This window comes from Pseudomonas sp. G3-19, assembly GCF_054855875.1.
This window is the reverse complement of record NZ_JBMPIQ010000003.1, coordinates 1,712,414-1,738,823: the sequence shown is the minus strand read 5'-3', so window position 1 is coordinate 1,738,823 and position 26,410 is coordinate 1,712,414. Positions and strand designations below refer to the sequence as shown.

Here is a 26,410-nt window from a genome sequence, read left to right as displayed (position 1 = left end):
TACGGGGTTTTCCCCGGTTTTAGCGCCTTTCAACTGTTGCTTGGGAAACATTGTGGCAATGCACTGTTGCGCAACGGACAGTGAGCATTCCGGGCGCTGAGCTTATGCCTTAATCGAATTTAAAATCGGTTTATCAACAGCGTTATGGTCTATGCAAAATCCCGTCGCAGGACCTCCCATGAAGCTCTCTCGTTTGCTCCGCAGCACACTGATGACCGCGTTATTCACCGCACCGCTTGCCCACGCCGCCGAGCCGTTGGTCCTGCATGTTGGTGACCAGAACTACTACAACATCCGCGCTTCGGTCGAAGCCTCCGGCGTGTTGAAAGACGCGCCTTACAGCGTCGACTGGAAGCACTTCCAGGCCGCCGCGCCACTGGCCGAGGCGCTGCAGACCGGCTCGCTGGATCTGGGCTTTCTTGGCGATTCGGGTTTTCTGTTTCTCGCCGCCAAACAGGCGCCGGTGAAACTGATCGGTGTGTCGCGGCAGAACCCGGACACTATCGCCTTGCTGGTGCCGAAAGATTCGCCGGTGAAAACCATCGCTGATCTGAAGGGCAAGAAAGTCGCCTACTGGCCCGGCGCCTGGAGCCAGCAGCTGACCTTGCGCGCCCTAGAGCAGGGCGGTCTGCCGGAAAACTACGTCGACTTCGTCAAATTGATGCCGATTGATGCGGCAGCGGCATTGCCACAGGGCAGCATCGACGCTTTCCCGGTGTGGGAACCGTACATCTCCCAGCAAATCGTGTTCTCCGGTGCGCGGCCGATTCTCACCGCGAAAAACCTGATGCCGGGCCTCAGCGCGATTGCCGCGTCGGCGCCTTCGATCGACAGCAAACGCGCAGCGATCGCCGATTTTCTCGGGCGTTTGAAACAGGCGCGGGCCTGGGTCGACAGCCACACTGACGAATACGCGGACCTGTGGGCGAAGAAAGCCAATCTCGATCAGCAGGTTTCACGGCACTGGTTGCGTCAGGCGCACATGACTGTCGGGCCGGTGGATCAGCAGGCGGCGGTCGACCTGCAAGGCACCGCGGACTTCCTGTTCAAGGTCAAGGCACTGCCGGCGCCGCTGGCCACCGCCGGGGTCATCGATACCTCGTTTCAACAGGCTCTGGCTGACTGAGCGAGCGCCGGAACCAAAGCCTGTGTACCCTATCCAAATCTGGCTCGCGAAGCCGGGCGCAGGGATGGATCAGGGCGAGGGAGTTTTGCCAGTCGACAACAGGGCCGCAACGGCCAGGCGCAAGGCAAAACATGAAATACGCGTTCAATCTTCTCTGTGCAGCGGCCATCGCGCTTGGGCTGGCCGGCTGCATTGCCGCGCCGATCGAGATGACCGCGCAAACCGAAACCCGGCTCAAGGCCCAGGCCCCGGTGCGTTTTCTGCTGACCTTCGATGATGGCCCCAGCGCCTCGAGTTTCTGGAACCCTTCGGCGACCGTGCTCGATAGCCTCAAGGTCAACCCGGTGCAACCGGACATCAAAGCGGTGTTCTTCGTCCAGACCCGTGCGCCACGCGCCGGCAACAGTGACATTGGTCGCGGCATCATGCGGCGCGAGCACGCCGAAGGGCACATCCTCGGATTCCACACCGCCACCCATTGGCACACCAACCATCGCTCGCTCGATCCGCAAGAACTGGAGCAGTCGTTGAGCAACGGCACGGCGGATATCGCCGCGATCACCGGAGCAGCACCGATCCTGCTGCGTCCGCCATTCTGGAATTACGACAAGCGCACCTTCGCCGCCTATCAGCAGCATGGCTTGCACGTGTTGTTGACTGATTTGAGCGCCAATGACGGCAAGATCTGGGGCTTCAACGCCAGTCCCCGACGTCGGGCGAATATGCTGCGCCAGCTATCGGAAGTCCGCGAGCGCATTGCCCTCGGCGAATTTCCGACCGTAGACGGGGTGATTCCGGTAGTGGTGACCTTTCATGACCTCAACCGCTACACCGCGCGGCATACCCGCGAATACCTGCAAATCCTGCTCGACAGCGCCGCCGCCACGGGCGTGAAACTGGCGGACAAACCGTTCTACGATGATCACGCGGCGCTGTTGAAGGCGGCGCTGGCGCGTACGGTTGAGCAGAGTTCGCAGCCGGTGCAGTTGCCGGGGATGTGGAACTGGATCTGGGATCATGACGCCCACTAAGGCTGCGCGAAAAATGTGATCGGGTTGGCACTTCTCGGGGCGGCGGGTTGCTGAGGGCTCATCTATGCTCAACGGGTCGATCGACTCATCGCCTGCGAGGCGTGCGCCCATGCTAGCCATTGCCGACATCTGCCGGATTGTCGAATCCGGCTTTCCGTCGCTTGAATGCGAATGCACACAAGTGGAGCAGGGACTGTTGCGGATCAAGGTTTATGAGCCTGACTCCGGGCGAGTCGAGTTGTTGCTCAATGGCGTCTCACCGGAACATCTGGTGACAATCCGCGACATTTCCAACTTCATTGGCGAATTGCGCACGGAAATGAGTGCCGGGCGCCGGGCGTTCGCCGGCTGATCTCTCACAAGCGCCGTTGAAACGCCTGCACGATACGTAACGTCGCGTCGCTGGTGGGCAGATTCTGCACCGCGTCCAGCGGATGCCAGATGCATTCGGTGATCTCGTTTTGCGGGCGCAACTGCTCAAGATCGAGCACTGACGCCTCGTAGACATGATGCTGGGTGCTGCCGCTGTGCAGTTCCATCAGATACAACATCTGCTCGGCATCCAGTGCTGTTTCTTCCTGCAGCTCGCGCGTCGCCGCCCCGGCTTTGGTTTCCCCAGGCTCGACCTTGCCGCCGGGCAGTGTCCAGCGACAGCGGGGTTTGCGCACCAGGAGAACGTGTCGATCCTGCTCGCAAATAACGGTTGCGCGTACTTTCATCTGTTACCTGTTTACTGCGTGTCACATAAATGAAATAAAACTGCAATATTCGAGCCGGGCCCGGATTCAAAGGTTCCCTCGGGGTTTTGAGTGTTTGGCCTGGCGGAAAGTGCCAGAGCCTTGGCGCATCGCGATGGCGACACCCGGTCGGCACAACTGCGGCATCCGGGTGTAAGTTAAAAAGGCAGAGCTGAATCCACCGTCGGCAAAAAGGAGGTACCCATGAGCATTCCGGTCTTGAACAAAATGCACATGAACGGCTACGACGTACTCAGCGTGAACAACGGCCCGTGGCGGGTTTGTACTCACGGCGATCGGCTTGCGTCGTTCGGTAGCAGAGAGGAAGCGCTGGCCTATGCCGCTGCGTTGCCGGGTTACAGAAAACGCTCGGTGCGAGCGCGAAGTCACACTGCAAGTTGAAGCAAATGTAACGAAAGAGCCCCGGTGATTGCCGGGGCTTTTGTTGAGGTAAAGGGGGGGATCAGTGGACTTTGATCCGGCTGATGGAGCGCGTTTTCACTTCCTTGGCATACAGCTGCAAGCGTTCTTCATCACTTTGCAGCACCTCGCAGGACCTGAGTACCGCCTGGGCATCCGCTTCATTGCCGCTCTTGCGCAGCTGTTCGGCGATGCGTTTGAGGTCGACCGCCGACCATCTCAGATCCGATGCAACGGCTTGCAGGTCGCGCTGAAGTTCGTGTTCGTATTCATTGAGCCGCATGATCACCTCCGGAACATTCTCGGTAGAACAGAGTAGTCGCATTTTTCTTCGATGATGCGCAGCTCGTCTGCCACCGGGCTGCATGCATGTAAATATTTGTCCAAATGCCCTTGTAGCGGGGCGTCGGGATGGATGTACAACCGGTTACACGTTACATTCGCTTTTTTTCAGATCAGGGAAACACCATGCGGATATGGATCGGGAGTTTGGCGTTGGCATTGCTGGCGGGTTGCTCATTGCCAGCATCGCTGGTGCCGGGCGAGCCAAATCTCAGCAAAACCACCACCAAAGCGCCTAAAGACTATGCCGCGTGCTTGTTGCCGTTGTGGCAGCAGGACATTCCGAAGACCACGCAGACGTCCATTTCCAACGGCTACCGGATCAAGGCGCCGAGCCTCGTCACCGCCGACGAGATTCTCGACATCATCAAATACAAGGACGGTAGTCGCGTTTCCCTGTATCAGGGACCGCCATGGGCCAAGTCCGGGTCGTTGCGCAAATCGGTGCGTGACTGCCTGTAAAGCCCAGCCTCCGCAGCAAAAACCAGCCGCACAAAAAGCAGAAACCGGATCAATGGTTTCTGCTTTTTTTGCTTTGCGAAATGCGCTGTGACAGATCGGCACGAGGCGTATTCCAGTGTGCGCTAGGCTTCTGAGTGCCACCCGGTAACCGGAGGGGCATGCCTTTCAAGGAGCCACGGATCATGGATGATCTGGTCAAGGAAGTTATTCCGTTGTTGCAGTATCTGATTCCCGGATTTGTTTCTACCTGGATTTTTTACACGCTCACTTCGTTCAAGCGGCCTGACACCTTTGGGCAGATTGTGCAGGCGTTGATTTTTACGTTTGTGATTCATGGGGTGGTAACAGGTATTGGCGTGATCTTTTTGTATGTGGGTACGAAGGGTTTTTCTCTAGGAATATGGGATGGCAAGGCGCAGACGTCATGGGCATTCTTTTGTTCGCTGGTACTTGGATTGCTGTCCTGTAGTCTGGCGACCAATGACAAGCTACATGGTTGGCTGCGTCGCAGAAACGTAACGAAACAATCTTCTTACCCAAGCGAATGGTTCTGCGCATTCGCGCAATTTGATCGGCTCATCACCCTGCATTTGCATGACGAAAGGCGCGTTCTTGGCTGGCCGGCCGAGTGGCCGCCGGAATCAGCCAACGGCCAGTTCGTGATCCATAAGCCACATTGGCTGCATGAAGATGGCAAAGTGGCGCCTTTTGGCGCCGAATATTTGTTGATAGATTCCGCGAAGGTTAAATGGGTTGAGTTCAGCCCGGCATCAGAGGATTGATTATGAGCGCCCGAGCACCACAACCAATGCCCAAGAAATATGAACACCTGTTCTTTGGGCCAGACGGAAAACCGTTGGATAGTCCACTGTTGAGAGGGCCGAGTGCGCCTCCACCTTTGAAAAAGCAGTGCTGCTGTTCAGAGCGTATGCACCAACCAGTCCCTGAACGCTTTCAGTGACGGCAACGCCTCATTACGCGGCGGATACACCAGGTAGTAGCTGCGGCGGCTGGTGATCGGCTCCCCCAGTTGCTGCAGCTCGCCGTTAAGCAATTCATCCTCCACCAGAATCCGTGGCACCAGCCCCACGCCAATATTCGCCCGGACCGCCTGAATCAGGTGCGAAGTCATTTCAAAGCTCGGCCCGATGCGCATGCTGCGGTGTGGCAAACCATGATGGGTGAACCATTCCGCCCAGGCCTGGACATTGCTGCTGACATTGAGCAGTAACTGCCCGGCGATGTGCTGCTCGGCTTCATCGCGCTCGGCCAATGACAACTGCGCACTGGCAATCACCACCAGTTCTTCAGTGTGCAGGGGCAGGGCGCTCAGCCCCGGCCAATCCCCCGCACCGACACAGATCGCCGCATCGATTTCGCTGGTGTCGAAGTCGATCGCTTCGATGCGTGAATGCAAGTGCACGGTCATGCCGGGGTGTGCGGTGTAGAAGTCCTTGAGTCGCGGCAGCAGCCATTTCGAGCCGAAGGTCGGCAGCGTCGCCAGACGCAAACTATGAATGCCGGAACCGAACGCCATGGCCTGCAACGTCGCGCTGCGGATCTGCCCGAGGGCTTCGGCCAGTTCGCGCTGATACATGCGCCCGACATCGGTCAGCACCACTTGCCGGCCTTCGCGGCTGAACAGGCGCATGCCGAGCATCTTTTCCAGAATCTGCACCTGACGGCTGACCGCGCTTTGCGTCAGCGACAGTTCATGGGCGGCGCGGGTGTAACTTTCATGGCGTGCGGCGGCCTCGAAGGCCAGCAACAGCGACATGGAAGGGGTGAGGGTTCGCGGATTCATTCGTTTTAGTCATGGATTGCGGGTCGATTTTACGTTTGTCCCGACGGCGCCAAGCAATGAACATAAGCGCCATGAGATGGCGGGAGCGTGACGCAATCATTCATTGCGCACAACTGTTCACCGCCACACGGCCCGATTTTGACCGAGATTTCCTCACCGATGATTGCCCAGCTGTCACCCGCCGCTGCATTGACTACTGATTACCAACTGTTCCTCAGCGCCCTGAAAGCCAGTGGTTTTCGTGGCGAGATCAGTGCCGATTACGCCAGTCGCGTGGTGCTCGCCACCGACAACTCGATCTACCAGCGCCTGCCGCAAGCGGCGGTGTTTCCGATGGATGCGGAGGATGTGGCGCGGGTCGCACGGCTGATCGCCGAGCCGGCTTATCAGCAAGTGGTGATCACTCCGCGTGGCGGTGGCACCGGCACCAACGGCCAGTCGCTGACCGATGGCATCGTCGTCGACCTGTCGCGGCACATGAACCGTATTCTGGAAATCAACGTCGAGCAGCGCTGGGTGCGGGTGCAGGCCGGGGTGGTCAAGGATCAGCTCAACGCCGCGCTGAAATCAGCCGGGCTGTTTTTCGCCCCGGAGCTGTCGACCTCCAACCGCGCCACCGTCGGCGGCATGATCAACACCGACGCCAGCGGCCAGGGCAGTTGCACCTACGGCAAGACCCGCGACCATGTGCTGGAACTCGACATGGTCCTGCGCGGCGGTGAACGCCTGCACGGCGCAGCGCTTGCGGAAGACGAACTGACAGCGCTGTGCGCCCGTGAAGATCGGGTGGGTGAAGTTTATCGCTGTGCGCGGCAGATCATTGATGAGCAGGGCGAGTTGATCAAACAACGGTTCCCTGACCTCAACCGCTGCCTGACCGGCTACGACCTGGCGCATCTGCGCGAGGCCGACAACCGCTTCAACCTCAACAGCGTGCTGTGCGGCGCCGAAGGCTCGCTGGGGTTTGTGGTGGAGGCGAAGCTCAACGTACTGCCGATCCCCAAACACACGATGCTGGTGAACATTCGCTACGCCGGGTTCATGGATGCGTTGCGCGATGCCCGGGCGCTGATGGCGCTCAAGCCGCTGTCGATTGAAACCGTGGATTCCAAGGTGTTGTTGCTGGCGATGCAGGACATCGTCTGGCACGGCGTCGCCGAATACTTCCCGGCAAGTGCCGAGCGCCCGACACTGGGGATCAACCTGGTGGAGTTCTGCGGTGATGATCCCGAGGACCTGCAACACCGGGTCGAAGCCTTCCTCGAACACTTGAGCAGCGACACCGCCGTCGAACGCCTCGGCCATACCCTGGCGGTCGGCCAGGCGGCAGTGAACAAGGTTTATGGCATGCGCAAACGCGCAGTCGGCCTTCTCGGTAACGTTGCCGGCGAAGCGCGGCCGCAGCCGTTTGTCGAAGACACCGCAGTGCCGCCGCAGCACCTGGCCGAGTACATCGCCGAACTGCGCGAACTGCTCGACAGCCACGGTTTGCAGTACGGCATGTTCGGCCACGTCGATGCCGGTGTGTTGCACGTACGGCCGATTCTCGACATGAAGGATCCGCAGCAAGCGGCGCTGGTGCGCCCGGTGTCCGACGGCGTCGCGGCGCTGACCCAGCGTTACGGCGGCCTGTTGTGGGGCGAGCACGGCAAAGGCCTGCGCTCGGAATACGCGCCGGCATTTTTCGGTGAGCTGTATCCGGCGTTGCAGGCACTGAAAGCTGCGTTTGACCCGTTCAATCAGTTCAACCCGGGCAAGATCGCCACCCCGGCCAATACCGGTGCGGCGTTGCTGAAAATCGACGAAGTGACCCTGCGCGGCGAACTCGACCGACAGATCGACGAAAAGGTCTGGCAGAGCTACGGCGCAGCCATGCATTGCAACGGCAACGGCGCCTGCTACAACTTCGATCCCGACGACGCCATGTGCCCATCGTGGAAAGCCACCCGCGAGCGTGCGCAATCGCCCAAGGGGCGCGCATCGCTGATCCGCGAATGGCTGCGTTTGCAGGGCGAGGCAGGGGTGGATGTGCTGTCGGAGGCGATCCGTCATCCGGCATTTTTCCGCAACCTGTGGACACGCTGGCGCAACAGCCGCGCGCAGGATGCAGACTTTTCCCATGAGGTGTATGACGCCATGGCCGGTTGCCTGGCGTGCAAATCCTGCGCGGGACAGTGCCCGGTCAAGGTCAACGTGCCGGAATTCCGTTCGCGTTTCCTTGAGCTGTATCACAGCCGTTATCTGCGCCCGGCGCGGGACTATCTGATTGCTTCGCTGGAGTACAGCATTCCGTACATGGCGCGGATTCCGGCACTGTACAACGGTTTGATGGGCGCAACCTTTGTGCGCAAACAGTTGGAGCGTCTTGGCGGCATGGTCGATGTGCCGTTGCTCAGTCGCTTTGATTTCCACGCTGCGCTGCGCCGCTGGAAGGTGCAGCCGGCGACGGTTTCCACGCTGTCGGTGCTGACCCCGGCCCAGCGCGAGCGCAGTGTGGTGTTGGTGCAGGACGCCTTCACTCGTTACTTCGAGGCGCCGCTGCTGGCGGATCTGCTGGAGTTGATTTCACGACTTGGCTATCAGGTGTATCTGGCACCGTTCAGTGCCAATGGCAAGCCGCTGCATGTGCAGGGTTTCCTGTCAGCGTTCAACCGCGCGGCGTTGCGCAATGCGCAGCAACTTCGTGAGCTGGCGGACGTTGGCGTACCGCTGCTGGGGCTGGATCCGGCGATGACGCTGGTCTATCGCCAGGAATACCTGAAAGTGCCCGGCATGGACCACTGCCCGGAAGTCGCGCTGGTACAGGAATGGCTGCTCGAGGTGATGCCGGAGCAGGCCGCTGCCGATGCGGCCCGGTCATTCCGTCTGCTGGCACACTGCACCGAGAAAACCAACGCGCCGGCCGCCACTCGCCAGTGGGAGCAAGTGTTCGAGCGAGCCGGATTGAAACTGGCGACGCAGGCCACCGGCTGCTGCGGCATGTCCGGCACCTACGGCCATGAAGCGCGCAACCGCGAAACCTCGGCGGTGATCTACGAGCAATCGTGGGCGCGGCAGGTTGAGGCGCCGGCGGAGCGGGGCGAAGCGCTGGCCACCGGTTACTCATGCCGCAGTCAGGTCAAGCGCCAGTCGGATCGGGCGCTGCGCCATCCGTTGCAGGTGCTGCTTGAGGTGGTGCGTCGCTGAGCGGTTCGTCGTCCGGGGCATTGTCCCATATCAGCCGTGGGTCGAAACTCATCGCCGAGAGCATGGTGAACACCACCACCATGCCGAAAAACAGGATGCCCGGGCGTGGTTCGATATCGCCCAGCGCCTGGAACTTCACCAGCGCCGCGACCAGTGCGACCACCAGCACGTCGAGCATCGACCAGTAGCCGATCAGCTCGACGAAACGGTACAGCTTCGAGCGCTCACGGCGCGCCCAGTCGCTGCCCCGCTGCACGGTGATCAGCAGCAGCGACAGGGCGACGAATTTAATCCCCGGCACCGCGATGCTGGCGATGAAAATGATCAGTGCGATGTCCCACGCGCCGCCCTCCCAGAACTCCAGCACGCCGCTCATGATCGTGCTGTCGGCGCCGTTGCCGAGCATCACCGTGTTCATCACCGGCAGTAGATTGGCCGGCACGTAAAACGCCAACGCGGCGAACAGATAGGCCCAGGTGCGCGTCAGGGAGTTGGTCTTGCGCCGATGCAGCGGCGCATCGCAGCGCGGGCACTCGTGCGGCTCGTCGGTCATGTCACAGGCCAGCCCACAGCTGTGGCACAGGCACAGATTCAGTTCGCTGGCGGTCGCGGGTCGCTTCATAGAATGTCCCACAGATCACGAATGTCGCGGCCGGCAATGCGGATCATCATCAAGCTCAGCACCGCCAAAGCGAACAGGCCGATACCCGGCAGCACATCGAGCAGCCCGGCCAGTTTGAATACCGCCACCATCGCCCCCAGCAGACACACTTCGAGCATGCTCCAAGGGCGCAGGGTTTCCAGCCAGCGCATGCACAGCTTGAAGCCCGGCGCCCGGCGCGATGACAAGGCGAAACTCAGCACCCAGATCAACAGCACCAGTTGAAACGCCGGGGCGATGATGATCGAAATCGCCGCGACCATCGCCATGAAGGTGATCGGCCCCTGACTCAGCGCCAGTACCGAATCCCACAGCGTCGCGCTGTTCTTCAGGCCCTTCATGCTGATGCTCATCACCGGATAGAAATTGGCGAACAGCCACAGCATCGCCGCAGTGAAACTCAGGGCCAGCCGCTGCTCGACGGTCAAGCCGTTGTAGCGCTGCAGCACGCCGCCGCACCGCACGCAGAGGGTTTTCTGGTGTTTGCCGAGCACGACCTTTTCGTACACGCAGTCGCAATGCTCGCAGATGATCAGGTGTTCGGTTGAGGTCATGGGCAACGCTCGACAGCAGGCGCAAAGCGCAGGGGGCGCCTGATCACTATAGAAGCCTGACGTGATTGGGCAAATGTCGTTTGGGTTGGGAATCGACATTTTAATGTTATAGAGTAACGCGAATTTTTGGCGGGGCGTGCGGTTGCGATCCCCTGATTCATTTGCTCGTTGGCGAAATCTCCATGACGATTGTGTGTACCCGTTCCAACCCGCTGCCGACCGGCCGCTTGCTGTCCATTGATGCGTTACGCGGTCTGGTCATCCTGTTCATGCTGCTGGATCACGTGCGCGAGACGTTCCTGTTGCATCGTCAGGTGTCCGACCCGATGGACATCGCCAACACCGAGCCGGCGTTGTTTTTCAGTCGCACGTTGGCGCATCTGTGCGCACCGGTGTTCGTGTTGCTGACTGGATTGTCTGCGTGGCTGTTCGGCGAGAAGTACGCGGGCAAGGCCGATGTCAGTGCCTTCCTGTTCAAGCGTGGGCTGTTTCTGGTGGTGCTGGAATTCACCTTGGTGAACTTCGCCTGGACGTTTCAGTTGCCGCCGAGCGTGATCTATCTGCAGGTGATCTGGGCGATTGGCTTGAGCATGATCGCGTTGTCGCTGCTGGTCTGGTTGCCGCGCTGGCTGTTGCTGACGCTGAGTCTGGCGATTATTGCCGGGCATAACCTGCTGGACGGGCTGCATTTCGCGCTGGAGTCGGCACTGCATGTGCCATGGGCGATCCTGCATGATCGGGGCTGGATCGAGGTCGGTGACAGTCTGCGCTTGCGCACTTCGTATCCGCTGTTGCCGTGGATCGGCGTGATCGGTCTGGGTTATGCGCTGGGCCCGTGGTTTGCCCGTGCGGCCGACGCCGGAGTTCGTCAGCAGTGCCTGTTGCTGGCTGGTATCGCCGGACTGCTGGGTTTCGTCGGGCTGCGGTTGCTCAACGGATACGGCGAAAAGCCTTGGGCGGTTGAAGACACGACCGTGCAAACGCTGATGGCGTTTTTCAACATCACCAAGTATCCGCCATCGCTGCTGTTCATCACCCTGACGGTGAGCGTCGGATTGCTGTTGTTGCTGCTGTTCGAACGGCTGCAGACGCGCCGCTGGATTCGCTGGCTGACGGTCTTCGGTTCGGCGCCGATGTTCTTTTATCTGCTGCATCTGTACGTGCTGAAGGTGCTGTATCTGATTGCCGTGGCGTTGTTCGGCCTTAACCACGGTAGCTATTTCGGCTTCGATTCAGTCGCGGCGATCTGGCTGGTGTCACTGCTGTTGGCGCTGGCACAGTACCCGGCGGTACGCTGGTTTTCCGCGCTGAAATCGCGGCGCCGCGATATTGCCTGGCTGAAATATCTGTAAGCCCTAGTGACCACTACGCTCGCGCGCAAAGTCGATAAAAGCCTTGAGCGGCGCCGGTACGTGGCGCCGGCTCGGGTAGTACAGATGCAGGCCCGGATAGTAGGGGCACCAGTCGGCCAACAGCTGAATCAGACGCCCCGATGCCAGGTGTTCGCTGACCATGTCATCGAACACATACGCCAATCCCAGGCCTTGCAGTGCAGGGCCGACCATCAAGCTGACGTCGCCCAGGGTCAGCGGGCCGTTGACCTCGATTTCCTGGGCAATGCCATCGCGTTCGAATTCCCAGCGATACAGGGCGCCACTGGGGTAGCGGTGGCGCAGGCACGGCAAGTCGTGCAGATCTTCGGGTTTTTGCGGCGCAGGATGGCGTTCAAGGAATGCTGGCGAAGCCACCACCACCGAACGCATCGCCGGGCCAATCGGCAGCGAGACCATGTCGGCCTGCAGTCGATCGCCAAAGCGCACGCCTGCATCAAATCCGCCAGCGACGATATCGAGCAATGCTTCGCTTTCGACCACCTCCATGCGAATGTCCGGATACGTCTGCAAGAACTCGCTGGCAATCGGCAGCAATACCAGCTCGCACGCCTGGCGTCCGCAGGTGATACGCAGGTTGCCGGTGGGTTTGTCGCGAAAATGGTTGAGGTCTTCCAGTGCGTCGTCAATGTCGCGGAACGCCGGTTTCAGGCGCGCGTACAGGCGCCCACCGGCCTCGGTCAACGCCACGCTGCGGGTGGTGCGATTGAACAGACGCACACCGAGGCGATTCTCCAAAGCCTTTACCGAATGGCTCAGGGCTGACGGGGTGAGCCCGAGTTCGACGGCGGCCTTGCTGAAATTCAAGTGCTGCGCCGTACAGAGAAATACGCAAAGGTCTGCCGCTGAGGGTGATTTCATCTGTGAATGCCTTTCACAAAGTCATGCAAAATTGCTGGGATTATCGCATCAATATAACGGCCTTAAAGTCGCAGCCTGGCAATTTCTTTAAAGGATGAATGCATGACAACGGTCGCTCATCAACCAGGCGCGCATAACAAGCTGCTGATCCTCGCGGCCGTGTGCCTGTCGGCATTGGTACTGCCCTTGAGTTTTACCGGTGGCGCGGTGGCGACGCCCGCCATTGGCCGAGATTTGGGCGGCAGTCCCGTTGCCCTGACCTGGATCACCAATGCGTTCATGTTGTCGTTCGGCAGTTTGCTGATGGCGGCGGGCGCGTTGGCTGACGTCTATGGGCGTAAACGCCTGTTCAGCTTCGGCATGTTGCTGTTCACCGCAGCATCGGTCGCGCAAAGCCTGGCACCGTCGGTGTACTGGCTGGATGGGCTGCGTGCGGTGCAGGGCGTGGCCGGTGCTGCGGCGTTGGCCAGCGGTTCAGCGTCGCTGGCGCAGGAATTCGAAGGCCATGCGCGAACCCGTGCATACAGCGTACTCGGTACCACATTCGGCATTGGTCTGGCTTTCGGGCCGCTGCTGGCCGGCGCATTGATCGAGGCGTTCAACTGGCGGGCGATTTTTGTTTTCACCGCGCTGATCGGCGTGATCGCCATGGTCTTCGGCCTGCCCCGCATGCGCGAAAGCCGCAACCCGGATGCTACGGGACTGGATTGGCCGGGCACGATCACCTTCAGTGCGATGCTGGCGCTGTTCACCTTCGGCGTGATTCAGGCCCCGGAAAGCGGTTGGGGCAGCCCGCTGGTGGTCGGTCTGCTCGGTGCTTCGGCATTGTTGCTGGGGTTGTTCGTGATGATCGAAAAGCGCGTCAAACATCCGATGCTCGATCTGACCCTGTTGCGTTTTCCGCGCTTCATCGGCGTGCAGATGCTGCCGATCGGCACCTGTTTTTGCTACATCGTGCTGGTGGTGATGTTGCCATTGCGCTTTATCGGCGTGGAAGGCTTGAGCGAAATCGATGCCGGCCTGCTGTTGCTGGCGCTGTCGGCGCCCATGCTGGTGGTACCGATGCTGGCGGCGTCGCTGACCCGGTTTGTCTCGGCGGGAATCCTGTCGGGGATCGGTTTTCTGATCGCTGCGGTGGGCTTGCACGGGTTGAGCCTGTACAACGTCGGCGAGCCAAAATCCGCCTTGGTCATTGCGATGCTGTTGATCGGGATTGGCACCGGTTTGCCGTGGGGCTTGATGGATGGTCTGTCGGTCAGCGTTGTGCCGAAGGAGCGCGCGGGGATGGCAGCGGGGATCTTCAATACCGTGCGCGTGGCGGGTGAGGGTATTGCGCTGGCGGTGGTGGGCGCTGTGCTGACTTCGCTGCTGCATACCGATCTGACGGGGGCAGTGGCAGGCAGTGTCGATGCGGCGTTGATTGCCGAGACCGCGCACCGGGTTACCACGGGCGACATGGCGCATGCGCTCAACATGGTTCCGGGGCTGGCCAGCGAGCGTCTGGTGCAAGGTTATGCCTCGGCGTTTCAGTACCTGCTGCACATCCTGACCGTGATCACGCTGGCTTCGGCGGCAGTGGTGCTTGGGCTGTTGAGCAAGGGGCCGGCGGTTGCGCAGCCGCAAAAAACAGCGCCCGACTTGCTATAGCGGTGTGTGCGGAATTTTCGAGTGTGGGAGCGGGCTTGCTCGCGAAGGCGTCAGGTCAGTCACGATCAATGCTGAACATGCCGGCCCCTTCGTGAGCAAGCCCACTCCCACCTGTGCGTGTTGGAGTCCTGATTATTTGCGATCCAGCCACACCGTCTGCGCGTTGCAGAACTCGCGCACGCCGAAGTGCGACAACTCGCGACCGAAACCGCTTTTCTTCACGCCGCCGAAAGTCACGCGCGGGTCGCTGGCGGAGTAGCCGTTGATGAACACGCCACCGGTGTCCAGTTCGCTGGTCAGTTGCTGGGCCAGTGCGACGTTGGCGGTATAGATCGTCGCAGTCAGGCCGAAGTCGCTGTCGTTGGCCAGGGCCACGGCGTGGGCGCAATCGCGGGCAGTGATGATCGATGCCACCGGGCCGAACAGTTCCTGTTTGAACGAGGTCATGCGGTCGGTGACATCGGCCAGCACGGTTGGCTCGTAGTAGTTGCCCGGGCCTTGCGCCTTACCGCCGCCGAGCAACAGGGTGGCGCCTTCTTCGAGGGTGTCGCGCACTTGCTGGTCGAGTTCATCACGCAGATCGAAACGCGCCATCGGCCCGATGTAGGTGTCGGCGGACAGCGGATCGCCGACTTTCAATTGACGCGTGGCCTCGACGAATTTGCGGGTGAACTCTTCGACCACGCCTTCTTCGATGATCAGGCGCTTGGCCGCGGCGCAGACCTGGCCGGAGTTCTGATAACGACCAATCACGGCAGCCTGCACGGCTTCGTCCAGATCAGCGTCATTGAGCACGATGAACGGATCGGAACCGCCCAGTTCCAGCACGCATTTCTTCAGCGCGGCACCGGCCTGGGCACCGATGGCCATGCCGGCGCGCACGCTGCCGGTCAGGGTGACAGCGGCGATGCGCGGGTCGGCAATGGCGGTGGAAACGCCTTCCGGGGTGACGTTGATCACTTCAAACACGCCATCAGCGAAACCGGCGTTCTTGAAGACGTCGCGCAGCAGGTAGGCGCTGCCCATCACGTTCGGCGCATGCTTGAGCACGTAGGTGTTGCCGGCGATAAGCGCCGGAACGGCACCGCGCAGCACCTGCCAGATCGGGAAGTTCCACGGCATCACCGCGAGGATCGGGCCGAGTGGTCGGTACTCGATGCGCGCCTTGCCGCCTTCAACCTGAGTCGGTTCGGCGTCGAGCATGGCCGGACCGTTTTCGGCGTACCACTCACAGAGCTTGGCGCATTTTTCAATTTCGCCACGGGCCTGGGCGATCGGCTTGCCCATTTCCAGGGTGATCATGGTCGCCATGGCTTCGGCGCTGTCACGCAGGGCGCCGGCGAGGGCGGTCAGGGCGCGGGAGCGATCCTGCAGCGGCTTGCGTTTCCATTTCGAGAAACCGAACGCGGCGCGGGTCAGCGCAGCGTCGAGGGCTTCGGCGGATTCAAAGGCGTAGTGACCGATCTGCTCTCCGGTAGCAGGGTTGATCGAGATGGCGTGGGTCTGGCTGGAAATCTGGCTCATGGCGGGCTCCTGTGAGTTCAGTGGATGGGCCTAGAGTAGGGTGGCGTTTGTTTTCTGGAAACTGAATAATAAAGATCGTTTCTTTCACGATTGGAGAATGACTGTGGATCTGGTGCAGCTGGAAATCTTCAAGGCCGTTGCCGAGCACGGCAGCATCAGCGCCGCCGCGGCGCAGATTCATCGCGTGCCATCGAACCTGACCACGCGGATCAAACAGCTGGAGCAGGATCTGGGCGTCGATCTGTTCATTCGCGAGAAAAGCCGTTTGCGTCTGTCACCGGCTGGCTGGAGTTTTCTCGAATACGCGCGGCGCATTCTCGATCTGGTGCAGGAAGCGCGGGCCACGGTCGCCGGTGAAGAACCGCAGGGCGCATTTCCCCTCGGTTCGCTGGAAAGTACCGCCGCCGTGCGCATCCCCGAACTGCTCGCGGCGTACAACCAGTTGCATCCCAAGGTCGATCTGGATCTGTCGACCGGCCCGTCCGGGACAATGATCGACGGCGTACTCTCAGGACGATTGGCGGCGGCCTTCGTCGATGGCCCGGTGCTGCACCCGGCGCTGGAAGGTGTGCCGGCGTTCGAGGAAGAGATGGTCATCATCGCGCCGCTCAATCACCCCCCGGTGCGGCGCGCGGCGGATGTGAACGGCGAGAACATCTACGCGTTCCGCTCCAACTGCTCCTATCGTCATCACTTCGAAAAATGGTTCAGCACCGACGCTGCCGTGCCGGGCAAGATTTTCGAGATGGAGTCCTACCACGGCATGCTCGCCTGCGTCAGTGCCGGCGCCGGGCTGGCGCTGATGCCGCGCAAAATGCTGCAAAGCATGCCTGGCAGCGCGACGGTCAGCGTGTGGCCGCTGGCGGCGGACTTTCGCTATCTGACCACCTGGCTGGTGTGGCGCCGGGGCACGGTGTCGCGCAGCTTGAGCATGTTCGTGCGTTTGCTGGAGGAGCGCGGTGTGGTGCGTGCGGAAGAGTAATTGACACGTTGTGTCATGGCTGTATCTTGATCGGCGTTTCGCAATATAAAAAACTACACAGCGTAGCCATGAGGAACAAGCAAATGAGTGCAGCCCTGAGCGGTAAAGAAGCGGTCGGTGAGCGGTTTGTGCTGGAAACGATGCGTCATGCGCAGGGCCTGACCTGGAACGCCGTTGATGCCATCGCCAGGGTGATCAAGCCCGGCATGCGTGAGTCCGAAGCCCAGGAGCGGGGCAAGCAGATCCTCGCCGAACTGGGCATGGACCGCATCTGGCATCCGCTGCTGATTCGCTTCGGCGCCAATACGCTGAAGGCGTTCAAGGAGCGTTCCGAAGGCGATCCGGTGCTCGGTGACAACGATATTTTCTTCATTGACATGGGCGTGGTCTGGCAGGGGCACGAAGGCGATGCCGGCGAGACCTTCACCACTGGCTCCGATCCGGAAATGATCGCCTGCGCGGCGGCGTCCAAGGAGCTGTTCAAGCGTGTCGAGGCACTGTGGCGCCAAGGCGTGAGCGGTGTCGAACTTTATCGCTATGCCAGCGATCAGGCTGAAGCCATGGGCTGGAAACTCAATCTCGATATCAAGGGCCACCGCGTCAGCGATTTCCCTCACGCGATCCATCGCGGCGGCAATCTCGGCGATTTCGACCAGACGCCAAATGCCGGGGTGTGGATTCTGGAAATCCAGATCGCCCACCCGCAGCGACCGTTCGGCGCGTTTTATGAAGATCTGTTGATCTGATTGTCACGGCGTACCGTTTCTGCCGTACAGGCGAAAGCCTTCGCGTTGGCTCAGACGCTGGTAATACGCGCTGACGGCGGGATAGTCCGGATGCGCGAGCGGCGTTTCGAACCAACGGTTGACTGACAGCCCGATGGGGATGTCGGCGAGGGAAAACCGCTCGCCACTGACGTAGGCGCCAGTCTTCTGCAACTGTTGATCGAGGATGCCCATGGTCTGCGACCACTGCTCGATGCCTTTGGCCAGAGCGGCGCTGTCCTGATAATTCGCTGACTGGCGCACCAGCGACATGAACGCATAAGACCACGAGCGGTTCAGCTCCGACGCTTGCCAGTCGATCCACTGATCGACCCGTGCACGGGCTCGCGGCTCGATGGGGTAGAGGTCGGCGCCGCCATAGGCGCCTGCCAGATAACGAATGATCGTATTCGATTCCCACAGGGTGAAATCGCCGTCCTGAATCACTGGCACCATCGCGCAAGGGTTGAGCGCTAGAAACTCCGGCGTATCAGTCTGCTTGAAGCCCGAGCCCCAATCCTCACGCTCGAACGGGATCTGCAGTTCAGCGCAGGTCCACAGCACTTTGCGCACGTTGATCGATGACGCCTTGCCCAGAATTCGCAGCATGAGTTTTCCCTGTCTCGTGGGTGCCTGTCGGGGCATCAAGAAATACCACACCACAACGCAGAAGGCCCGCGCATGGCGGGCCTTCTTTTTACATCGAATCAATCTCAGTGACTGCCCACCAGTTTCCCGCCCATCATCCGCCGCCGATAGGCGCTGTCACGACTGGCCAGCCAGAAGTACAGCGGCGAGGTCACCAGCAGCCCCACCAGCCACGACAGGTCGGCGCCGTTGATGTGCGCCGACACCGGGCCGACGTACAGCGGGGTGTTCATGAACGGGATCTGCACCGCAATGCCGATCGCATAGGCCAGCAACGCCTGCGGGTTGTAACGTCCGTAGATGCCACCGTCGACCTGGAAGATCGACTGGATGTCGTACTGGCCCTTGTGAATGGCGTAGAAGTCGATCAGGTTGATCGCCGTCCACGGCACCAGCACCACCAGCAGCACCAGCACCATGTCGACGAAGTGGCCGATGAAGTCCTTCGACGCGCCGACGGCGGCGAAGCAGCAGGCCAGCAGCACGATGATCGAGATCACCGCACGGCTCTTGGCGGTCGGAATCCAGCGATAGGCAAAGGTCTGCACCAGAGTGATCAGCGACAGCACCGCGCCGTACAGGTTGAGGGCGTTGTGGCTGATCACGCTGAGCAGGAACAGCACCAGCATCAGCGGGCCGATCGAGCCAGTGGCGAGCTTGACCGCATCCATGGTGTCCATGCCCACCGGGGTCGCCAGCACAGCGACGGCACCGAAGATGAACGCCAGACTCGAGCCCAGCGCCGAACCCAGATACGTGGTCCAGAACGTCGACGAGACTTTTACATCGGCCGGCAAATAACGCGAATAGTCGGACACGTACGGCGCAAACGCGATCTGCCACAGCGCAGCGAGCGACACGGTGGCGAGCCAGCCGGAAAGGTTGAAGCTGCCGCGGGTGAGGAAGTCATCGGTTTGAATATGGGTGAAGATGTAGCCGAAACCGACGACGATGCCGATCCCCAGCACCCAGGTGCCGATGCGGTTGAGCACGTGGATGAAGCGGTAGCCGATGATGCCGATGATCCCCGAACCGAGGGCACCGATGACGATGCCGACCGGCACCGGCACGCTGTCGACCACGCCGTGCAGCGACTTGCCGGCCAGCACGATGTTGGAGGCAAAGAAGCCGATGTACATGACCCCGGCAATCAGCACCACCAGCAGAGCACCGAGCGAGCCGAACTGCGCGCGGCTCTGGATCATCTGCGGAATGCCCATCTGCGGGCCTTGCGCCGAGTGCAGCGCCATCAGCACGCCGCCGACCAGATGACCGACCAGAATCGCGACGATGCCCCAGACCAGATTCAAGTGGAACAACTGCACGCCCAGCGCGCCGGTAACGATGGGCAACGGCGCGATGTTGCCGCCGAACCACAGCGTGAACAGATCCCTGACCTTTCCGTGGCGATCTTCGGGGGGCACGTATCCTATCGTGTGTTTTTCAATGAGCGGCGCGGATGTTGTTGCAGAGGTGGACATGACGAACTCCAAGGCAAGGATGAGTACGTGGACGTACTTCGGTAAGCGCCGACACGGACGGCGCATTTCTTGTTGAAGCGATCATGTGCAAAGGCCCGGGATAGATAAATTAGTAAGTTTGTTGCTTCAGACCTTAAAAAATATATGCCGCGTGTAATGCGTAGCTCCGGTATGTTCAGGCTTCACTCTGTCCTGGATTTACACAGTTTTGTGGTGAGGGGATTTATCCCCGATGGGCTGCGAAGCGGCCCCTCTTTTGACTTTAGAAACAGGGGCCGCTTCGCGTCCCATCGGGGATAAATCCCCTCACCACAGAACCCCTGACTACAGATAAATGTCCTGACAACAGATAAATGTCCTGACAACAGATAAATCTCCTCACCACAAAAGCGTTGTCTCACTTGCAGAGGTTTTTATATGGCCGCCTACAACCTGCGCCAGCTCAAATACTTCGTCACCACCGCCGATTGCGGCAGCGTCGCCGAAGCCTCGCGCAAGCTCTATATCGCCCAGCCGTCGGTCTCCACCGCGATCAAGCATCTGGAAGAAAGCTTCGGCGTGCAGCTGTTCATCCGCCATCACGCCCAAGGCGTATCGCTGACGCCCAGTGGTTCGCGTTTCTATCGCAAGGCGCTGGAATTGCTGCGAGTGGCGCATGAGTTCGAGCAGAACGCGCTGGCGGATAACGATGTGGTCTCCGGGCAGATCGATATCGGCTGTTTCGAAACCGTCGCGCCGCTGTACCTGCCGCGCCTGATCGCCGGGTTCAAGCAGCGCTGGCCGGGCGTGGAAATCCGCATTCGCGATGGCGAGCAACAGGAACTGGTGCAGGCGCTGACCGCCGGCAGCATCGATATGGCGATGCTGTTCGAGCACGACCTCGACACCACCATCGACACCACGCCGCTGATGCCGCCGCAGCAGCCTTACGCCTTGCTGCCGGCCGACCATCGCTTTGCACAACAGGCTAAAGTCTCGCTGCACGATCTGGTGCTGGAGCCGATGATCCTGCTCGACGTGGTGCCCAGCCGCACCTACTTCGTGAGCATTTTCGAGGAGCGCGGACTGACCCCGCACATCGTCTTCAGCTCGCCGTCGATCGAGATGGTGCGCGGCATGGTCGGGCGTGGGTTCGGCTTTTCGATTCTGGTGACCCGACCGTTCGGCGAGTACACCTACGACGGGCAGAAAGTGGTGTGCGTGCCGCTGGCGGAAACCGTGACTGGCTCGGGCTTGTCGGCAGCCTGGCTGCGTCGGGTGCAACTGACCAAACCGGTGCAGTTGTTCGTTGATCATTGCCGTGAGGAATTGGCCCGACTGCACGCTTGAAGGCAGGCAGTCAGGCCGAAAGGATCAGGCGCGAATCGAGGCCAGCATCCGTTGCAGCATCGCATCGCAGGCATCGAGTTGCGCACGACTGACAAACTCGTCAGGTTTGTGCCCCTGATCCATGCTGCCGGGGCCACAGACCACGGTGGGAATACCCGCCGCATCGAACAGCCCGCCCTCGGTGCCGAACGCCACGGTGCCGAATTCCCGTGAACCGCAAAACGCCGCGATCAACTCCGCGGCCTGACTTTGCGAATCGGTAGCCAGGCCCGGATAGGCCGACAGCTCACTGAAACGAATCGCACTGTGCTCACTCACTGCCCGCATGCGCGGCAGCACTTGCTGCTCGGCGTAAGCCTGCAACTGCTGCGCGACCTGGGTTGGCTCCTGCGAGGGCAGGGCGCGGATTTCGAAGTCGAAGCGACAGTCGGCAGGGACGATGTTCAGCGCTTTACCGCCGCTGATCACTCCGGTCTGCACCGTGCTGTAGGGCGGATCGAAACGTGCGTCGTGATGCTCGGGTGCTTTCAGTTGCTGGCCGATGCGCCCAAGCTCACCGATCAGCTCGGCGGCGTACTCGATGGCGTTGACCCCCAGCGGTGCGTAGGCCGAATGACAAGGATGGCCGTGCACGTCGCAGCGCATCGCCAGTTTGCCTTTATGGCCGAGCACCGGTTTCAACTCGGTCGGTTCACCGATGATGCACAGCAGCGGTTTGACCGGCCGCTGCTCCAGCTCGGCGAGCAACGAGCGCACCCCGAGGCAGCCGACTTCTTCGTCATAGGACAGGGCGATGTGCACCGGCATGCGCAGCTCTGCAGCGACCAGCGCCGGCACCAGCGCCAGCACGCAAGCGATGTAGCCCTTCATGTCGGCGGTGCCGCGCCCGAACAGCTTGCCGTCGTGCTCGCTGAGTTCGAACGGCGCTACTGTCCATGGTTGACCATCGACCGGCACCACATCGGTGTGCCCCGAGAGCACGATGCCCGGTTGCTCGGCCGGGCCAATGGTCGCGAACAGGTTGGCCTTGCTGCGCTCGGCGTTGTAGATCAGCTCGCACGGCACATCGAAGCCTGCGAGGTAATCACGCACGAACTCGATCAACTGCAGGTTGGATTCGCGGCTGGTGGTGTCGAAGCCCACCAGCGTCTTGAGCAACGCGACGCTGCTGTTCATCGATCATCCCCGGCAACGCCATAGCCCGGTGCCTTGGCCGGGTCGAGGGCGCGGTCGATGTAGTCCTGCAACTGCGGCTGATAGGCGTCCCAGAGTTTTTGCAACTGGCCGATCGGGTCTGCGTCTGCCCAATCAACGCGCAAATTGACGATCGGCCAGGTCTGTTCGCCGACCACCACCACGGCTGCCGAATGCACCGGCCCGGCTTCGCCACCGAGGGCTTGTGCGGCGTGCAAGGCCTTGAGCAAGCGGTCGGCCAACTGGCCTTCGCCGTCCTCAAAGGCACTGACCATCGCTTCGATTACCGAGCGCCCGGCGAGCATGTTGCCAGCGGCCACGCATTGTTCGCCGGACACGGCGTTGTGCACGCCGAGGGTCTGCGCGCCGCTGAAATGCGCGGTCTGGCCGAGGTGGTTGATCGCGGTGATCTGCCGGTACTGGCTGTAGCCGTTGCGGGTCAGCACCTGGTCCAGCGCCGCGTCGGGCGCCTGACCTTGTTCCATCAATGCGAGGACTTCCGGGCCGAGGGAGGGCAGAGTGATGTTCTGGCTCGACACCGCGCCGACACCCGGCAGCAGCCACGGACAACGCGCGCCGACGGCGATGCTGGAGGAACTGATGGCGACACCGAACTGGCCGGTTTCAGGGCAACGGGCTGCGATTGAAAAGGTCATCTGTTTACTCCTTGTGTGTCTTGACTGGCCTCATCGCGAGCAGGCTCACTCCTACCTTGAAATGCGTTCCCTTGTAGGAGTGAGCCTGCTCGCGAAGGCCGCGACTCGGTCTGCCGACTTACTCGGGAATTACCGCCACCACATCAATCTCCATCAGCCACTGCGGCTGCCCCAGTGCCGACACCACCAGCCCGGTGGAAATCGGGAACACGCCTTTGAGCCACTTGCCGACTTCCTGATACACCGGCTCGCGGTAGCGCGGGTCGATCAGGTAGGTGGTGGTCTTGACGATATGGCTCATGTCGCTGCCGGCTTCTTCCAGCAGTTGCTTGACGTTGCGCATCGCCTGTTCGGCCTGCGCGCGCGGATCCCCGAGGCCCACCAGATTGCCGTCGAAATCAGTGCCGACCTGACCCCGCACATACACGGTATTGCCGGCGCGCACGGCCTGGCACAGGTCGTTGTCCAGCGTCTGATTCGGGTAGGTGTCCTTGGTGTTGAACATACGGATGCGGGTGTGGGTTGGCTTGCTCATGTACAGCTCCAGACTGAGTGTTCAGCGGCGCACCGGGCACCGCCGCGAAAGAGGGCAATCAAGCGTCGACGGTATCGGCGGCTTTCGTGCTGGCGGTCGAATGCAGGGCGGCTTCACGCTGCTCGGCATCCTTGTAATCGAGGTATTTACGCTGGGTGGCGATGTGGTCGGCCACGTGTTTGGCGTCATGCCACACGCCCCAGATGAACGACGAACCACGGCGCGACTGCCATGGCAGCCCGAGGAAATACACCCCCGGCTCGCTGGACACGCCACGCTGGTGCTGCGGTTTGCCCTTGTCGTCAAACGCTGCGACCTGCAGCCAGGAATAGTCCACGGCGAACCCGGTGGCCCAGATGATCGAAGTGATCCCGGCCTTGGCCAGATCCAGATCGAGCAGCGGATTTTTCACGCACTCGGGATCCGCATAGGTTTCGCGTGCTTCGGGTTCTTCCGGTAGGTCGAGACCGTTGCGCTCGATGTAGGCATCCGCGGCATCCAGCAGCGCCAGATAGTTTTCGTCGCCACGCTTGAGGTTGTCGCGCAGGTCCTGCTTGAAGGTCACCACGCCGTTGTTGAACGACTCGGTGACGCCGACCAAGGTCATGCCGCGATGGGCCAGACCACGAAAATCGATGGTGCGCCCGCCATGCGCGCCGCTGACCGCGATGGTCACATGCTCGCGGCCGGGTTTCATCGCCGCCTGATCCCACTCGCCGAGCACCCCCAGCCACCAGCAGAAATCACGGTTGCGATAGGCACGCGGCGGACGGTCATGCGCACCTACCGACAGGTACACCTGCTTGCCGGAGCGCTGCAGTTCATCGGCGATCTGCACGCCTGACGAACCGGCGCCAACCACCAGCACTGCGCCTGCGGGTAGTTGCTGCGGATTGCGATAGTCGGCGGAGTGAATCTGCAACAGACGCGGGTCTTGCGGCGCAATCGGCGGGATCACCGGGCGCTGGAACGGGCCGGTCGCCGCGACCACGCGGCTGGCCTCGATCACTCCTTCGGAAGTCTCGACGGTGAAGCCCGGACGCCCGACATTGCGCACCACGCTTTTGACTTCAACGCCGGTACGGATCGGCGCGTTGAATTTCTTCGCATAGGCTTCGAAATAGTCCGCCACACGCTCCTTGGGGGCGAAACCATCGGGATCTACATCATCGAATTCCAGCCCCGGAAAGCGGTCATGCCACGCCGGACCGTTGGCCACCAACGAGTCCCAGCGCCCGGTGCGCCAGCGTTCGGCGATGCGGCTGCGCTCCAGCACCAGGTGCGGCACGCCGAGTTTGCTCAGGTGCTCGCTCATCGCCACACCGGCCTGTCCGGCACCCACGACAAGCGTGTCTGTTTTTATTATTTCAGTGGTCATTTCTACATCCTTCCTGGCAAGGCAAGTGGATTCGGATCGCTTCAGGCTGGTCCGTTTTGCTTGCGGTCAGACTAGGCAGGAGGGGGGTATCGGTAAAATATTATTAAGCTGGGATGTGAATACAAATTGCTGAAGCAGAAGGGGCGAAGCCAGTAAAAACGCGGCTTGCAGGGCAGGGGGAGGGTTGTCCCGGGCAGGAAAACCCGGGACAGGAAGGTGAAAATTCACTTTAAGGAGGGGGAGCGTCGCGTCAGTTACCGTCGGCGACCTTGCGTTCGATCGCATCGGTCTTACGCTTGAGCTCCTCGGTGTCCTGTTCCATGACGCGGGTGGAGGTGGGGGTAATCACCTCGTCCACGGCGCGGGTGTCGTCGTCGCTGTCCTGCAGATCGCGGTTCACCACATCCACCGGTTTGCCCGAGGAGTCGAGCGGTGGCGCGTTATGAGGTGTTGCAGGCTTGATATCGTCGGTGCTTTTCATTTTTCATACCTCCATTGACCTACAACGTTGGATACGAAGCCATGACGGGAGTTCGAGAAATTTCACGGGTGACCGCAGCCGCCCTCGGCTGTGCGTTGCTGATCGCTGCCAATTCAACTCAAGCCGCCAGTTTTGACTGCGGCAAGGCAAAATCCATGGACGAAAAAGCCGTCTGCGCCAACCGCGCCTTGAACGACCTGGACGTCACCATGGGCGAGCTGTTCAGCCTCGATAAACGCCTGCTGCCGATGGGCGGGCGTGATGCTCTGATCGGTGAGCAGCAGGACTTCCTCAAAGGCCGCAAGGCCTGTGGCGCGAAGCTCGATTGTTTGACCGATCTGTATCAGAAGCGGGTCGTTGCGCTGCGCAGCATCATCGAGACGCGGGTGATGACGCAGGGGCCGTTTTGACGGACGGGTTGACCCTCTGGTCGATGCATAGCAGCATCCCGGGCAAACCCATTCACCAACAGGAATTTGCCACGATGTCTGCGCCTGATGATCTTGATGAGTTGCTGGAACGCGTGAACGACGAGCAATCGTTCATTACGTTTATTCAGGCACTGGGTGCCGATTTCGCCCGTGAGCGGACAATGAACGAACCGCTGTCACCCTATGGTCCGGGCGCCTTGGGTTGGGAAAATGGATCTGTGGATGCGTTTCTTGAGGCTGCAGGTGCCTGGGCAATCGACAGTTCCAGGCAGGTGGCAGCAGAGGAATCTTCGGCCAACGTATGGCAGCGCTGTGCGAGCATTTTGCTGGCCGGCAAGTTTTATGAGTGAACCGGGCGAGCATCAAGAACAGAGCAGGAAAATGTGTGATGAGTAGGCCGTTGAGTGAAGCCGATCTTTATCTGGTCATGCTGGAAGCGATTGAAGAAGGCTTGAACATCGATCTGCAACCCTTTTGTGAGCGGCTGCAGGTCGAGCGTCGCGATCTGCTTAATCAAGTCGCGATCGCCGTAGCCAGAGATTTCCTATCAAACACGCGTGATTTTGAGTTTGGCGATGAAGTGATGAATGCACTTATCAACCCCATCGTTGATGTGTCGATGCACGCAGAAATGCCCCAGCCAGCCTTTGACATCTATCAGGCATTTGATGCCGGCGAGTATCTGCACACAGGCGATGCGCAGGATGTTTGCCCTTGGGAGAAACATACGCGGCCGGGGCTGGAGAATATTTTGCGTAATCATTTGCCTACGTTGGAGTAGTAAC

Annotated in this window: 29 protein-coding genes; 15 read left to right on the top strand and 14 right to left on the bottom strand. The window is 60.6% G+C overall.

Annotation, left to right across the window (positions count from 1 at the left end):
* Window positions 1-178: 178 nt before the first annotated feature.
* The 3 genes from ACOYXI_RS07840 (at window position 179) to ACOYXI_RS07830 (ending at window position 2,509) form a co-directional block, all read left to right on the top strand.
* Window positions 179-1,126 (top strand): ABC transporter substrate-binding protein, encoded by a 948-nt coding sequence (locus ACOYXI_RS07840; protein ID WP_027612983.1) that lies wholly within the window; start codon window positions 179-181, stop codon window positions 1,124-1,126.
* Between the two features lie 131 nt (window positions 1,127-1,257).
* Window positions 1,258-2,157, top strand: a complete 900-nt coding sequence (locus tag ACOYXI_RS07835; RefSeq protein WP_461674670.1) for a polysaccharide deacetylase family protein — start codon at window positions 1,258-1,260, stop codon at window positions 2,155-2,157.
* Between the two features lie 109 nt (window positions 2,158-2,266).
* A complete protein-coding gene (locus ACOYXI_RS07830; RefSeq protein WP_003225919.1) occupies window positions 2,267-2,509 on the top strand; it encodes a DUF1652 domain-containing protein in 243 nt (80 codons plus the stop codon).
* Between the two features lie 4 nt (window positions 2,510-2,513).
* Here the strand turns inward: ACOYXI_RS07830 and ACOYXI_RS07825 are convergent, their stop codons facing one another.
* Entirely contained in the window at window positions 2,514-2,876 is a 363-nt protein-coding gene (locus ACOYXI_RS07825) for an NUDIX hydrolase (RefSeq protein WP_098964369.1), read from the bottom strand.
* Between the two features lie 222 nt (window positions 2,877-3,098).
* On the opposite strand from ACOYXI_RS07825, the gene ACOYXI_RS07820 reads away from it, so the two are divergent.
* Window positions 3,099-3,296, top strand: coding sequence for a DUF2188 domain-containing protein (locus tag ACOYXI_RS07820; RefSeq protein ID WP_461674669.1), 198 nt, complete (start codon window positions 3,099-3,101; stop codon window positions 3,294-3,296).
* A 61-nt stretch (window positions 3,297-3,357) separates the two neighbouring features.
* On the opposite strand, the gene ACOYXI_RS07815 is transcribed toward ACOYXI_RS07820, so the two are convergent.
* Window positions 3,358-3,597 carry a hypothetical protein gene (locus tag ACOYXI_RS07815; protein ID WP_098964368.1) on the bottom strand — a complete coding sequence of 80 codons (240 nt, stop codon included), beginning with the start codon at window positions 3,595-3,597 and terminating at the stop codon, window positions 3,358-3,360.
* A gap of 185 nt (window positions 3,598-3,782) precedes the next feature.
* Here ACOYXI_RS07815 and ACOYXI_RS07810 point away from each other — a divergent pair, with 185 nt between their 5' ends.
* Both ACOYXI_RS07810 and ACOYXI_RS07805 read left to right on the top strand, forming a co-directional pair.
* Window positions 3,783-4,118: a hypothetical protein gene (locus ACOYXI_RS07810; protein ID WP_003225912.1), complete on the top strand. Its 336-nt coding sequence runs from the start codon at window positions 3,783-3,785 to the stop codon at window positions 4,116-4,118.
* Between the two features lie 182 nt (window positions 4,119-4,300).
* Complete coding sequence (locus ACOYXI_RS07805; RefSeq protein WP_134786670.1) at window positions 4,301-4,900, top strand: DUF6338 family protein; 600 nt, start codon at window positions 4,301-4,303, stop codon at window positions 4,898-4,900.
* A gap of 137 nt (window positions 4,901-5,037) precedes the next feature.
* Here ACOYXI_RS07805 and ACOYXI_RS07800 read toward each other — a convergent pair whose 3' ends face one another.
* Window positions 5,038-5,922, bottom strand: a complete 885-nt coding sequence (locus ACOYXI_RS07800; protein WP_461674668.1) for a LysR substrate-binding domain-containing protein — start codon at window positions 5,920-5,922, stop codon at window positions 5,038-5,040.
* 159 nt (window positions 5,923-6,081) lie between these two features.
* Between ACOYXI_RS07800 and ydiJ the strand changes: the two genes are divergently transcribed.
* Entirely contained in the window at window positions 6,082-9,108 is a 3,027-nt protein-coding gene (gene ydiJ, locus ACOYXI_RS07795; RefSeq protein WP_461674667.1) for a D-2-hydroxyglutarate dehydrogenase YdiJ, read from the top strand.
* Here the strand turns inward: ydiJ and ACOYXI_RS07790 are convergent.
* Window positions 9,041-9,730: a paraquat-inducible protein A gene (locus tag ACOYXI_RS07790; RefSeq protein WP_027612991.1), complete on the bottom strand. Its 690-nt coding sequence runs from the start codon at window positions 9,728-9,730 to the stop codon at window positions 9,041-9,043. The two genes, ydiJ and ACOYXI_RS07790, sit on opposite strands and share 68 nt — an antisense overlap.
* Window positions 9,727-10,323, bottom strand: coding sequence for a paraquat-inducible protein A (locus ACOYXI_RS07785; protein ID WP_003225887.1), 597 nt, complete (start codon window positions 10,321-10,323; stop codon window positions 9,727-9,729). Before ACOYXI_RS07785 ends, ACOYXI_RS07790 begins: the two co-directional genes overlap by 4 nt.
* A 182-nt stretch (window positions 10,324-10,505) precedes the next feature.
* Here ACOYXI_RS07785 and ACOYXI_RS07780 point away from each other — a divergent pair, with 182 nt between their 5' ends.
* Window positions 10,506-11,675 (top strand): DUF1624 domain-containing protein, encoded by a 1,170-nt coding sequence (locus ACOYXI_RS07780; protein ID WP_461674666.1) that lies wholly within the window; start codon window positions 10,506-10,508, stop codon window positions 11,673-11,675.
* A 3-nt stretch (window positions 11,676-11,678) separates the two neighbouring features.
* On the opposite strand, the gene ACOYXI_RS07775 is transcribed toward ACOYXI_RS07780, so the two are convergent.
* A complete protein-coding gene (locus ACOYXI_RS07775) occupies window positions 11,679-12,575 on the bottom strand; it encodes a LysR family transcriptional regulator (RefSeq protein WP_461674665.1) in 897 nt (298 codons plus the stop codon).
* Between the two features lie 102 nt (window positions 12,576-12,677).
* Between ACOYXI_RS07775 and ACOYXI_RS07770 the strand changes: the two genes are divergently transcribed.
* Window positions 12,678-14,222, top strand: a complete 1,545-nt coding sequence (locus ACOYXI_RS07770; protein WP_461674664.1) for an MFS transporter — start codon at window positions 12,678-12,680, stop codon at window positions 14,220-14,222.
* Between the two features lie 132 nt (window positions 14,223-14,354).
* Here the strand turns inward: ACOYXI_RS07770 and ACOYXI_RS07765 are convergent, their stop codons facing one another.
* Window positions 14,355-15,746 carry an aldehyde dehydrogenase family protein gene (locus tag ACOYXI_RS07765; RefSeq protein ID WP_461674663.1) on the bottom strand — a complete coding sequence of 464 codons (1,392 nt, stop codon included), beginning with the start codon at window positions 15,744-15,746 and terminating at the stop codon, window positions 14,355-14,357.
* A 103-nt stretch (window positions 15,747-15,849) separates the two neighbouring features.
* Between ACOYXI_RS07765 and ptrR the strand changes: the two genes are divergently transcribed.
* On the top strand, window positions 15,850-16,728 hold the full coding sequence (gene ptrR, locus ACOYXI_RS07760; RefSeq protein ID WP_097090372.1) for a putrescine utilization regulator PtrR: 879 nt from the start codon (window positions 15,850-15,852) through the stop codon (window positions 16,726-16,728).
* An 83-nt stretch (window positions 16,729-16,811) separates the two neighbouring features.
* Window positions 16,812-17,474, top strand: a complete 663-nt coding sequence (locus ACOYXI_RS07755; RefSeq protein ID WP_139054753.1) for a M24 family metallopeptidase — start codon at window positions 16,812-16,814, stop codon at window positions 17,472-17,474.
* Window positions 17,475-17,477: 3 nt separating this feature from the next.
* On the opposite strand, the gene ACOYXI_RS07750 is transcribed toward ACOYXI_RS07755, so the two are convergent.
* Complete coding sequence (locus tag ACOYXI_RS07750; protein WP_461674662.1) at window positions 17,478-18,101, bottom strand: glutathione S-transferase family protein; 624 nt, start codon at window positions 18,099-18,101, stop codon at window positions 17,478-17,480.
* A gap of 104 nt (window positions 18,102-18,205) precedes the next feature.
* Window positions 18,206-19,621, bottom strand: coding sequence for a purine-cytosine permease family protein (locus ACOYXI_RS07745; RefSeq protein WP_096796404.1), 1,416 nt, complete (start codon window positions 19,619-19,621; stop codon window positions 18,206-18,208).
* A 417-nt stretch (window positions 19,622-20,038) separates the two neighbouring features.
* On the opposite strand from ACOYXI_RS07745, the gene ACOYXI_RS07740 reads away from it, so the two are divergent.
* Window positions 20,039-20,950: a LysR family transcriptional regulator gene (locus ACOYXI_RS07740; RefSeq protein ID WP_096796405.1), complete on the top strand. Its 912-nt coding sequence runs from the start codon at window positions 20,039-20,041 to the stop codon at window positions 20,948-20,950.
* Window positions 20,951-20,974: 24 nt separating this feature from the next.
* Here the strand turns inward: ACOYXI_RS07740 and argE are convergent, their stop codons facing one another.
* The 5 genes from argE to ACOYXI_RS07715 form a co-directional block, all read right to left on the bottom strand.
* Complete coding sequence (gene argE, locus ACOYXI_RS07735) at window positions 20,975-22,126, bottom strand: acetylornithine deacetylase (RefSeq protein ID WP_461674661.1); 1,152 nt, start codon at window positions 22,124-22,126, stop codon at window positions 20,975-20,977.
* Window positions 22,123-22,800 carry a DUF1028 domain-containing protein gene (locus ACOYXI_RS07730; RefSeq protein ID WP_461674660.1) on the bottom strand — a complete coding sequence of 226 codons (678 nt, stop codon included), beginning with the start codon at window positions 22,798-22,800 and terminating at the stop codon, window positions 22,123-22,125. The genes argE and ACOYXI_RS07730 overlap by 4 nt, the downstream gene beginning before the upstream one ends.
* A 118-nt stretch (window positions 22,801-22,918) precedes the next feature.
* On the bottom strand, window positions 22,919-23,335 hold the full coding sequence (locus ACOYXI_RS07725) for a RidA family protein (protein WP_003225869.1): 417 nt from the start codon (window positions 23,333-23,335) through the stop codon (window positions 22,919-22,921).
* 58 nt (window positions 23,336-23,393) lie between these two features.
* Window positions 23,394-24,713: a flavin-containing monooxygenase gene (locus ACOYXI_RS07720; RefSeq protein ID WP_461674659.1), complete on the bottom strand. Its 1,320-nt coding sequence runs from the start codon at window positions 24,711-24,713 to the stop codon at window positions 23,394-23,396.
* Between the two features lie 250 nt (window positions 24,714-24,963).
* The gene (locus ACOYXI_RS07715) at window positions 24,964-25,194 is read right to left on the bottom strand and encodes a hypothetical protein (RefSeq protein WP_096796409.1); all 231 of its coding nucleotides are present in this window, start codon (window positions 25,192-25,194) and stop codon (window positions 24,964-24,966) included.
* Window positions 25,195-25,235: 41 nt separating this feature from the next.
* Here ACOYXI_RS07715 and ACOYXI_RS07710 point away from each other — a divergent pair, with 41 nt between their 5' ends.
* The 3 genes from ACOYXI_RS07710 to ACOYXI_RS07700 all read left to right on the top strand — a co-directional run bounded on the left by ACOYXI_RS07710 (window position 25,236) and on the right by ACOYXI_RS07700 (window position 26,406).
* The gene (locus ACOYXI_RS07710; protein ID WP_098964352.1) at window positions 25,236-25,604 is read left to right on the top strand and encodes a lysozyme inhibitor LprI family protein; all 369 of its coding nucleotides are present in this window, start codon (window positions 25,236-25,238) and stop codon (window positions 25,602-25,604) included.
* A gap of 74 nt (window positions 25,605-25,678) precedes the next feature.
* Entirely contained in the window at window positions 25,679-25,975 is a 297-nt protein-coding gene (locus ACOYXI_RS07705; RefSeq protein ID WP_098964351.1) for a DUF7660 family protein, read from the top strand.
* Between the two features lie 38 nt (window positions 25,976-26,013).
* Window positions 26,014-26,406 carry a hypothetical protein gene (locus tag ACOYXI_RS07700; RefSeq protein ID WP_098964350.1) on the top strand — a complete coding sequence of 131 codons (393 nt, stop codon included), beginning with the start codon at window positions 26,014-26,016 and terminating at the stop codon, window positions 26,404-26,406.
* Window positions 26,407-26,410 lie beyond the last annotated feature (4 nt).

Coding starts and splice junctions, on each gene's coding strand:
- ACOYXI_RS07835 (WP_461674670.1), top strand. CDS start 1,258: ATGAAATACGCGTTCAATCTTCTCTGTGCAGCGGCCATCGCGCTTGGG.
- ACOYXI_RS07810 (WP_003225912.1), top strand. CDS start 3,783: ATGCGGATATGGATCGGGAGTTTGGCGTTGGCATTGCTGGCGGGTTGC.
- ACOYXI_RS07705 (WP_098964351.1), top strand. CDS start 25,679: ATGTCTGCGCCTGATGATCTTGATGAGTTGCTGGAACGCGTGAACGAC.
- ACOYXI_RS07785 (WP_003225887.1), bottom strand. CDS start 10,323: ATGACCTCAACCGAACACCTGATCATCTGCGAGCATTGCGACTGCGTG.
- argE (WP_461674661.1), bottom strand. CDS start 22,126: ATGAACAGCAGCGTCGCGTTGCTCAAGACGCTGGTGGGCTTCGACACC.
- ACOYXI_RS07755 (WP_139054753.1), top strand. CDS start 16,812: ATGAGTGCAGCCCTGAGCGGTAAAGAAGCGGTCGGTGAGCGGTTTGTG.
- ACOYXI_RS07720 (WP_461674659.1), bottom strand. CDS start 24,713: ATGACCACTGAAATAATAAAAACAGACACGCTTGTCGTGGGTGCCGGA.
- ACOYXI_RS07825 (WP_098964369.1), bottom strand. CDS start 2,876: ATGAAAGTACGCGCAACCGTTATTTGCGAGCAGGATCGACACGTTCTC.
- ACOYXI_RS07790 (WP_027612991.1), bottom strand. CDS start 9,730: ATGAAGCGACCCGCGACCGCCAGCGAACTGAATCTGTGCCTGTGCCAC.
- ACOYXI_RS07750 (WP_461674662.1), bottom strand. CDS start 18,101: ATGCTGCGAATTCTGGGCAAGGCGTCATCGATCAACGTGCGCAAAGTG.
- ACOYXI_RS07800 (WP_461674668.1), bottom strand. CDS start 5,922: ATGAATCCGCGAACCCTCACCCCTTCCATGTCGCTGTTGCTGGCCTTC.
- ACOYXI_RS07745 (WP_096796404.1), bottom strand. CDS start 19,621: ATGTCCACCTCTGCAACAACATCCGCGCCGCTCATTGAAAAACACACG.
- ACOYXI_RS07725 (WP_003225869.1), bottom strand. CDS start 23,335: ATGAGCAAGCCAACCCACACCCGCATCCGTATGTTCAACACCAAGGAC.
- ACOYXI_RS07840 (WP_027612983.1), top strand. CDS start 179: ATGAAGCTCTCTCGTTTGCTCCGCAGCACACTGATGACCGCGTTATTC.
- ACOYXI_RS07805 (WP_134786670.1), top strand. CDS start 4,301: ATGGATGATCTGGTCAAGGAAGTTATTCCGTTGTTGCAGTATCTGATT.
- ACOYXI_RS07715 (WP_096796409.1), bottom strand. CDS start 25,194: ATGAAAAGCACCGACGATATCAAGCCTGCAACACCTCATAACGCGCCA.
- ACOYXI_RS07780 (WP_461674666.1), top strand. CDS start 10,506: ATGACGATTGTGTGTACCCGTTCCAACCCGCTGCCGACCGGCCGCTTG.
- ACOYXI_RS07730 (WP_461674660.1), bottom strand. CDS start 22,800: ATGACCTTTTCAATCGCAGCCCGTTGCCCTGAAACCGGCCAGTTCGGT.
- ACOYXI_RS07710 (WP_098964352.1), top strand. CDS start 25,236: ATGACGGGAGTTCGAGAAATTTCACGGGTGACCGCAGCCGCCCTCGGC.
- ACOYXI_RS07820 (WP_461674669.1), top strand. CDS start 3,099: ATGAGCATTCCGGTCTTGAACAAAATGCACATGAACGGCTACGACGTA.
- ACOYXI_RS07830 (WP_003225919.1), top strand. CDS start 2,267: ATGCTAGCCATTGCCGACATCTGCCGGATTGTCGAATCCGGCTTTCCG.
- ACOYXI_RS07770 (WP_461674664.1), top strand. CDS start 12,678: ATGACAACGGTCGCTCATCAACCAGGCGCGCATAACAAGCTGCTGATC.
- ACOYXI_RS07740 (WP_096796405.1), top strand. CDS start 20,039: ATGGCCGCCTACAACCTGCGCCAGCTCAAATACTTCGTCACCACCGCC.
- ACOYXI_RS07775 (WP_461674665.1), bottom strand. CDS start 12,575: ATGAAATCACCCTCAGCGGCAGACCTTTGCGTATTTCTCTGTACGGCG.
- ydiJ (WP_461674667.1), top strand. CDS start 6,082: ATGATTGCCCAGCTGTCACCCGCCGCTGCATTGACTACTGATTACCAA.
- ACOYXI_RS07815 (WP_098964368.1), bottom strand. CDS start 3,597: ATGCGGCTCAATGAATACGAACACGAACTTCAGCGCGACCTGCAAGCC.
- ACOYXI_RS07765 (WP_461674663.1), bottom strand. CDS start 15,746: ATGAGCCAGATTTCCAGCCAGACCCACGCCATCTCGATCAACCCTGCT.
- ACOYXI_RS07700 (WP_098964350.1), top strand. CDS start 26,014: ATGAGTAGGCCGTTGAGTGAAGCCGATCTTTATCTGGTCATGCTGGAA.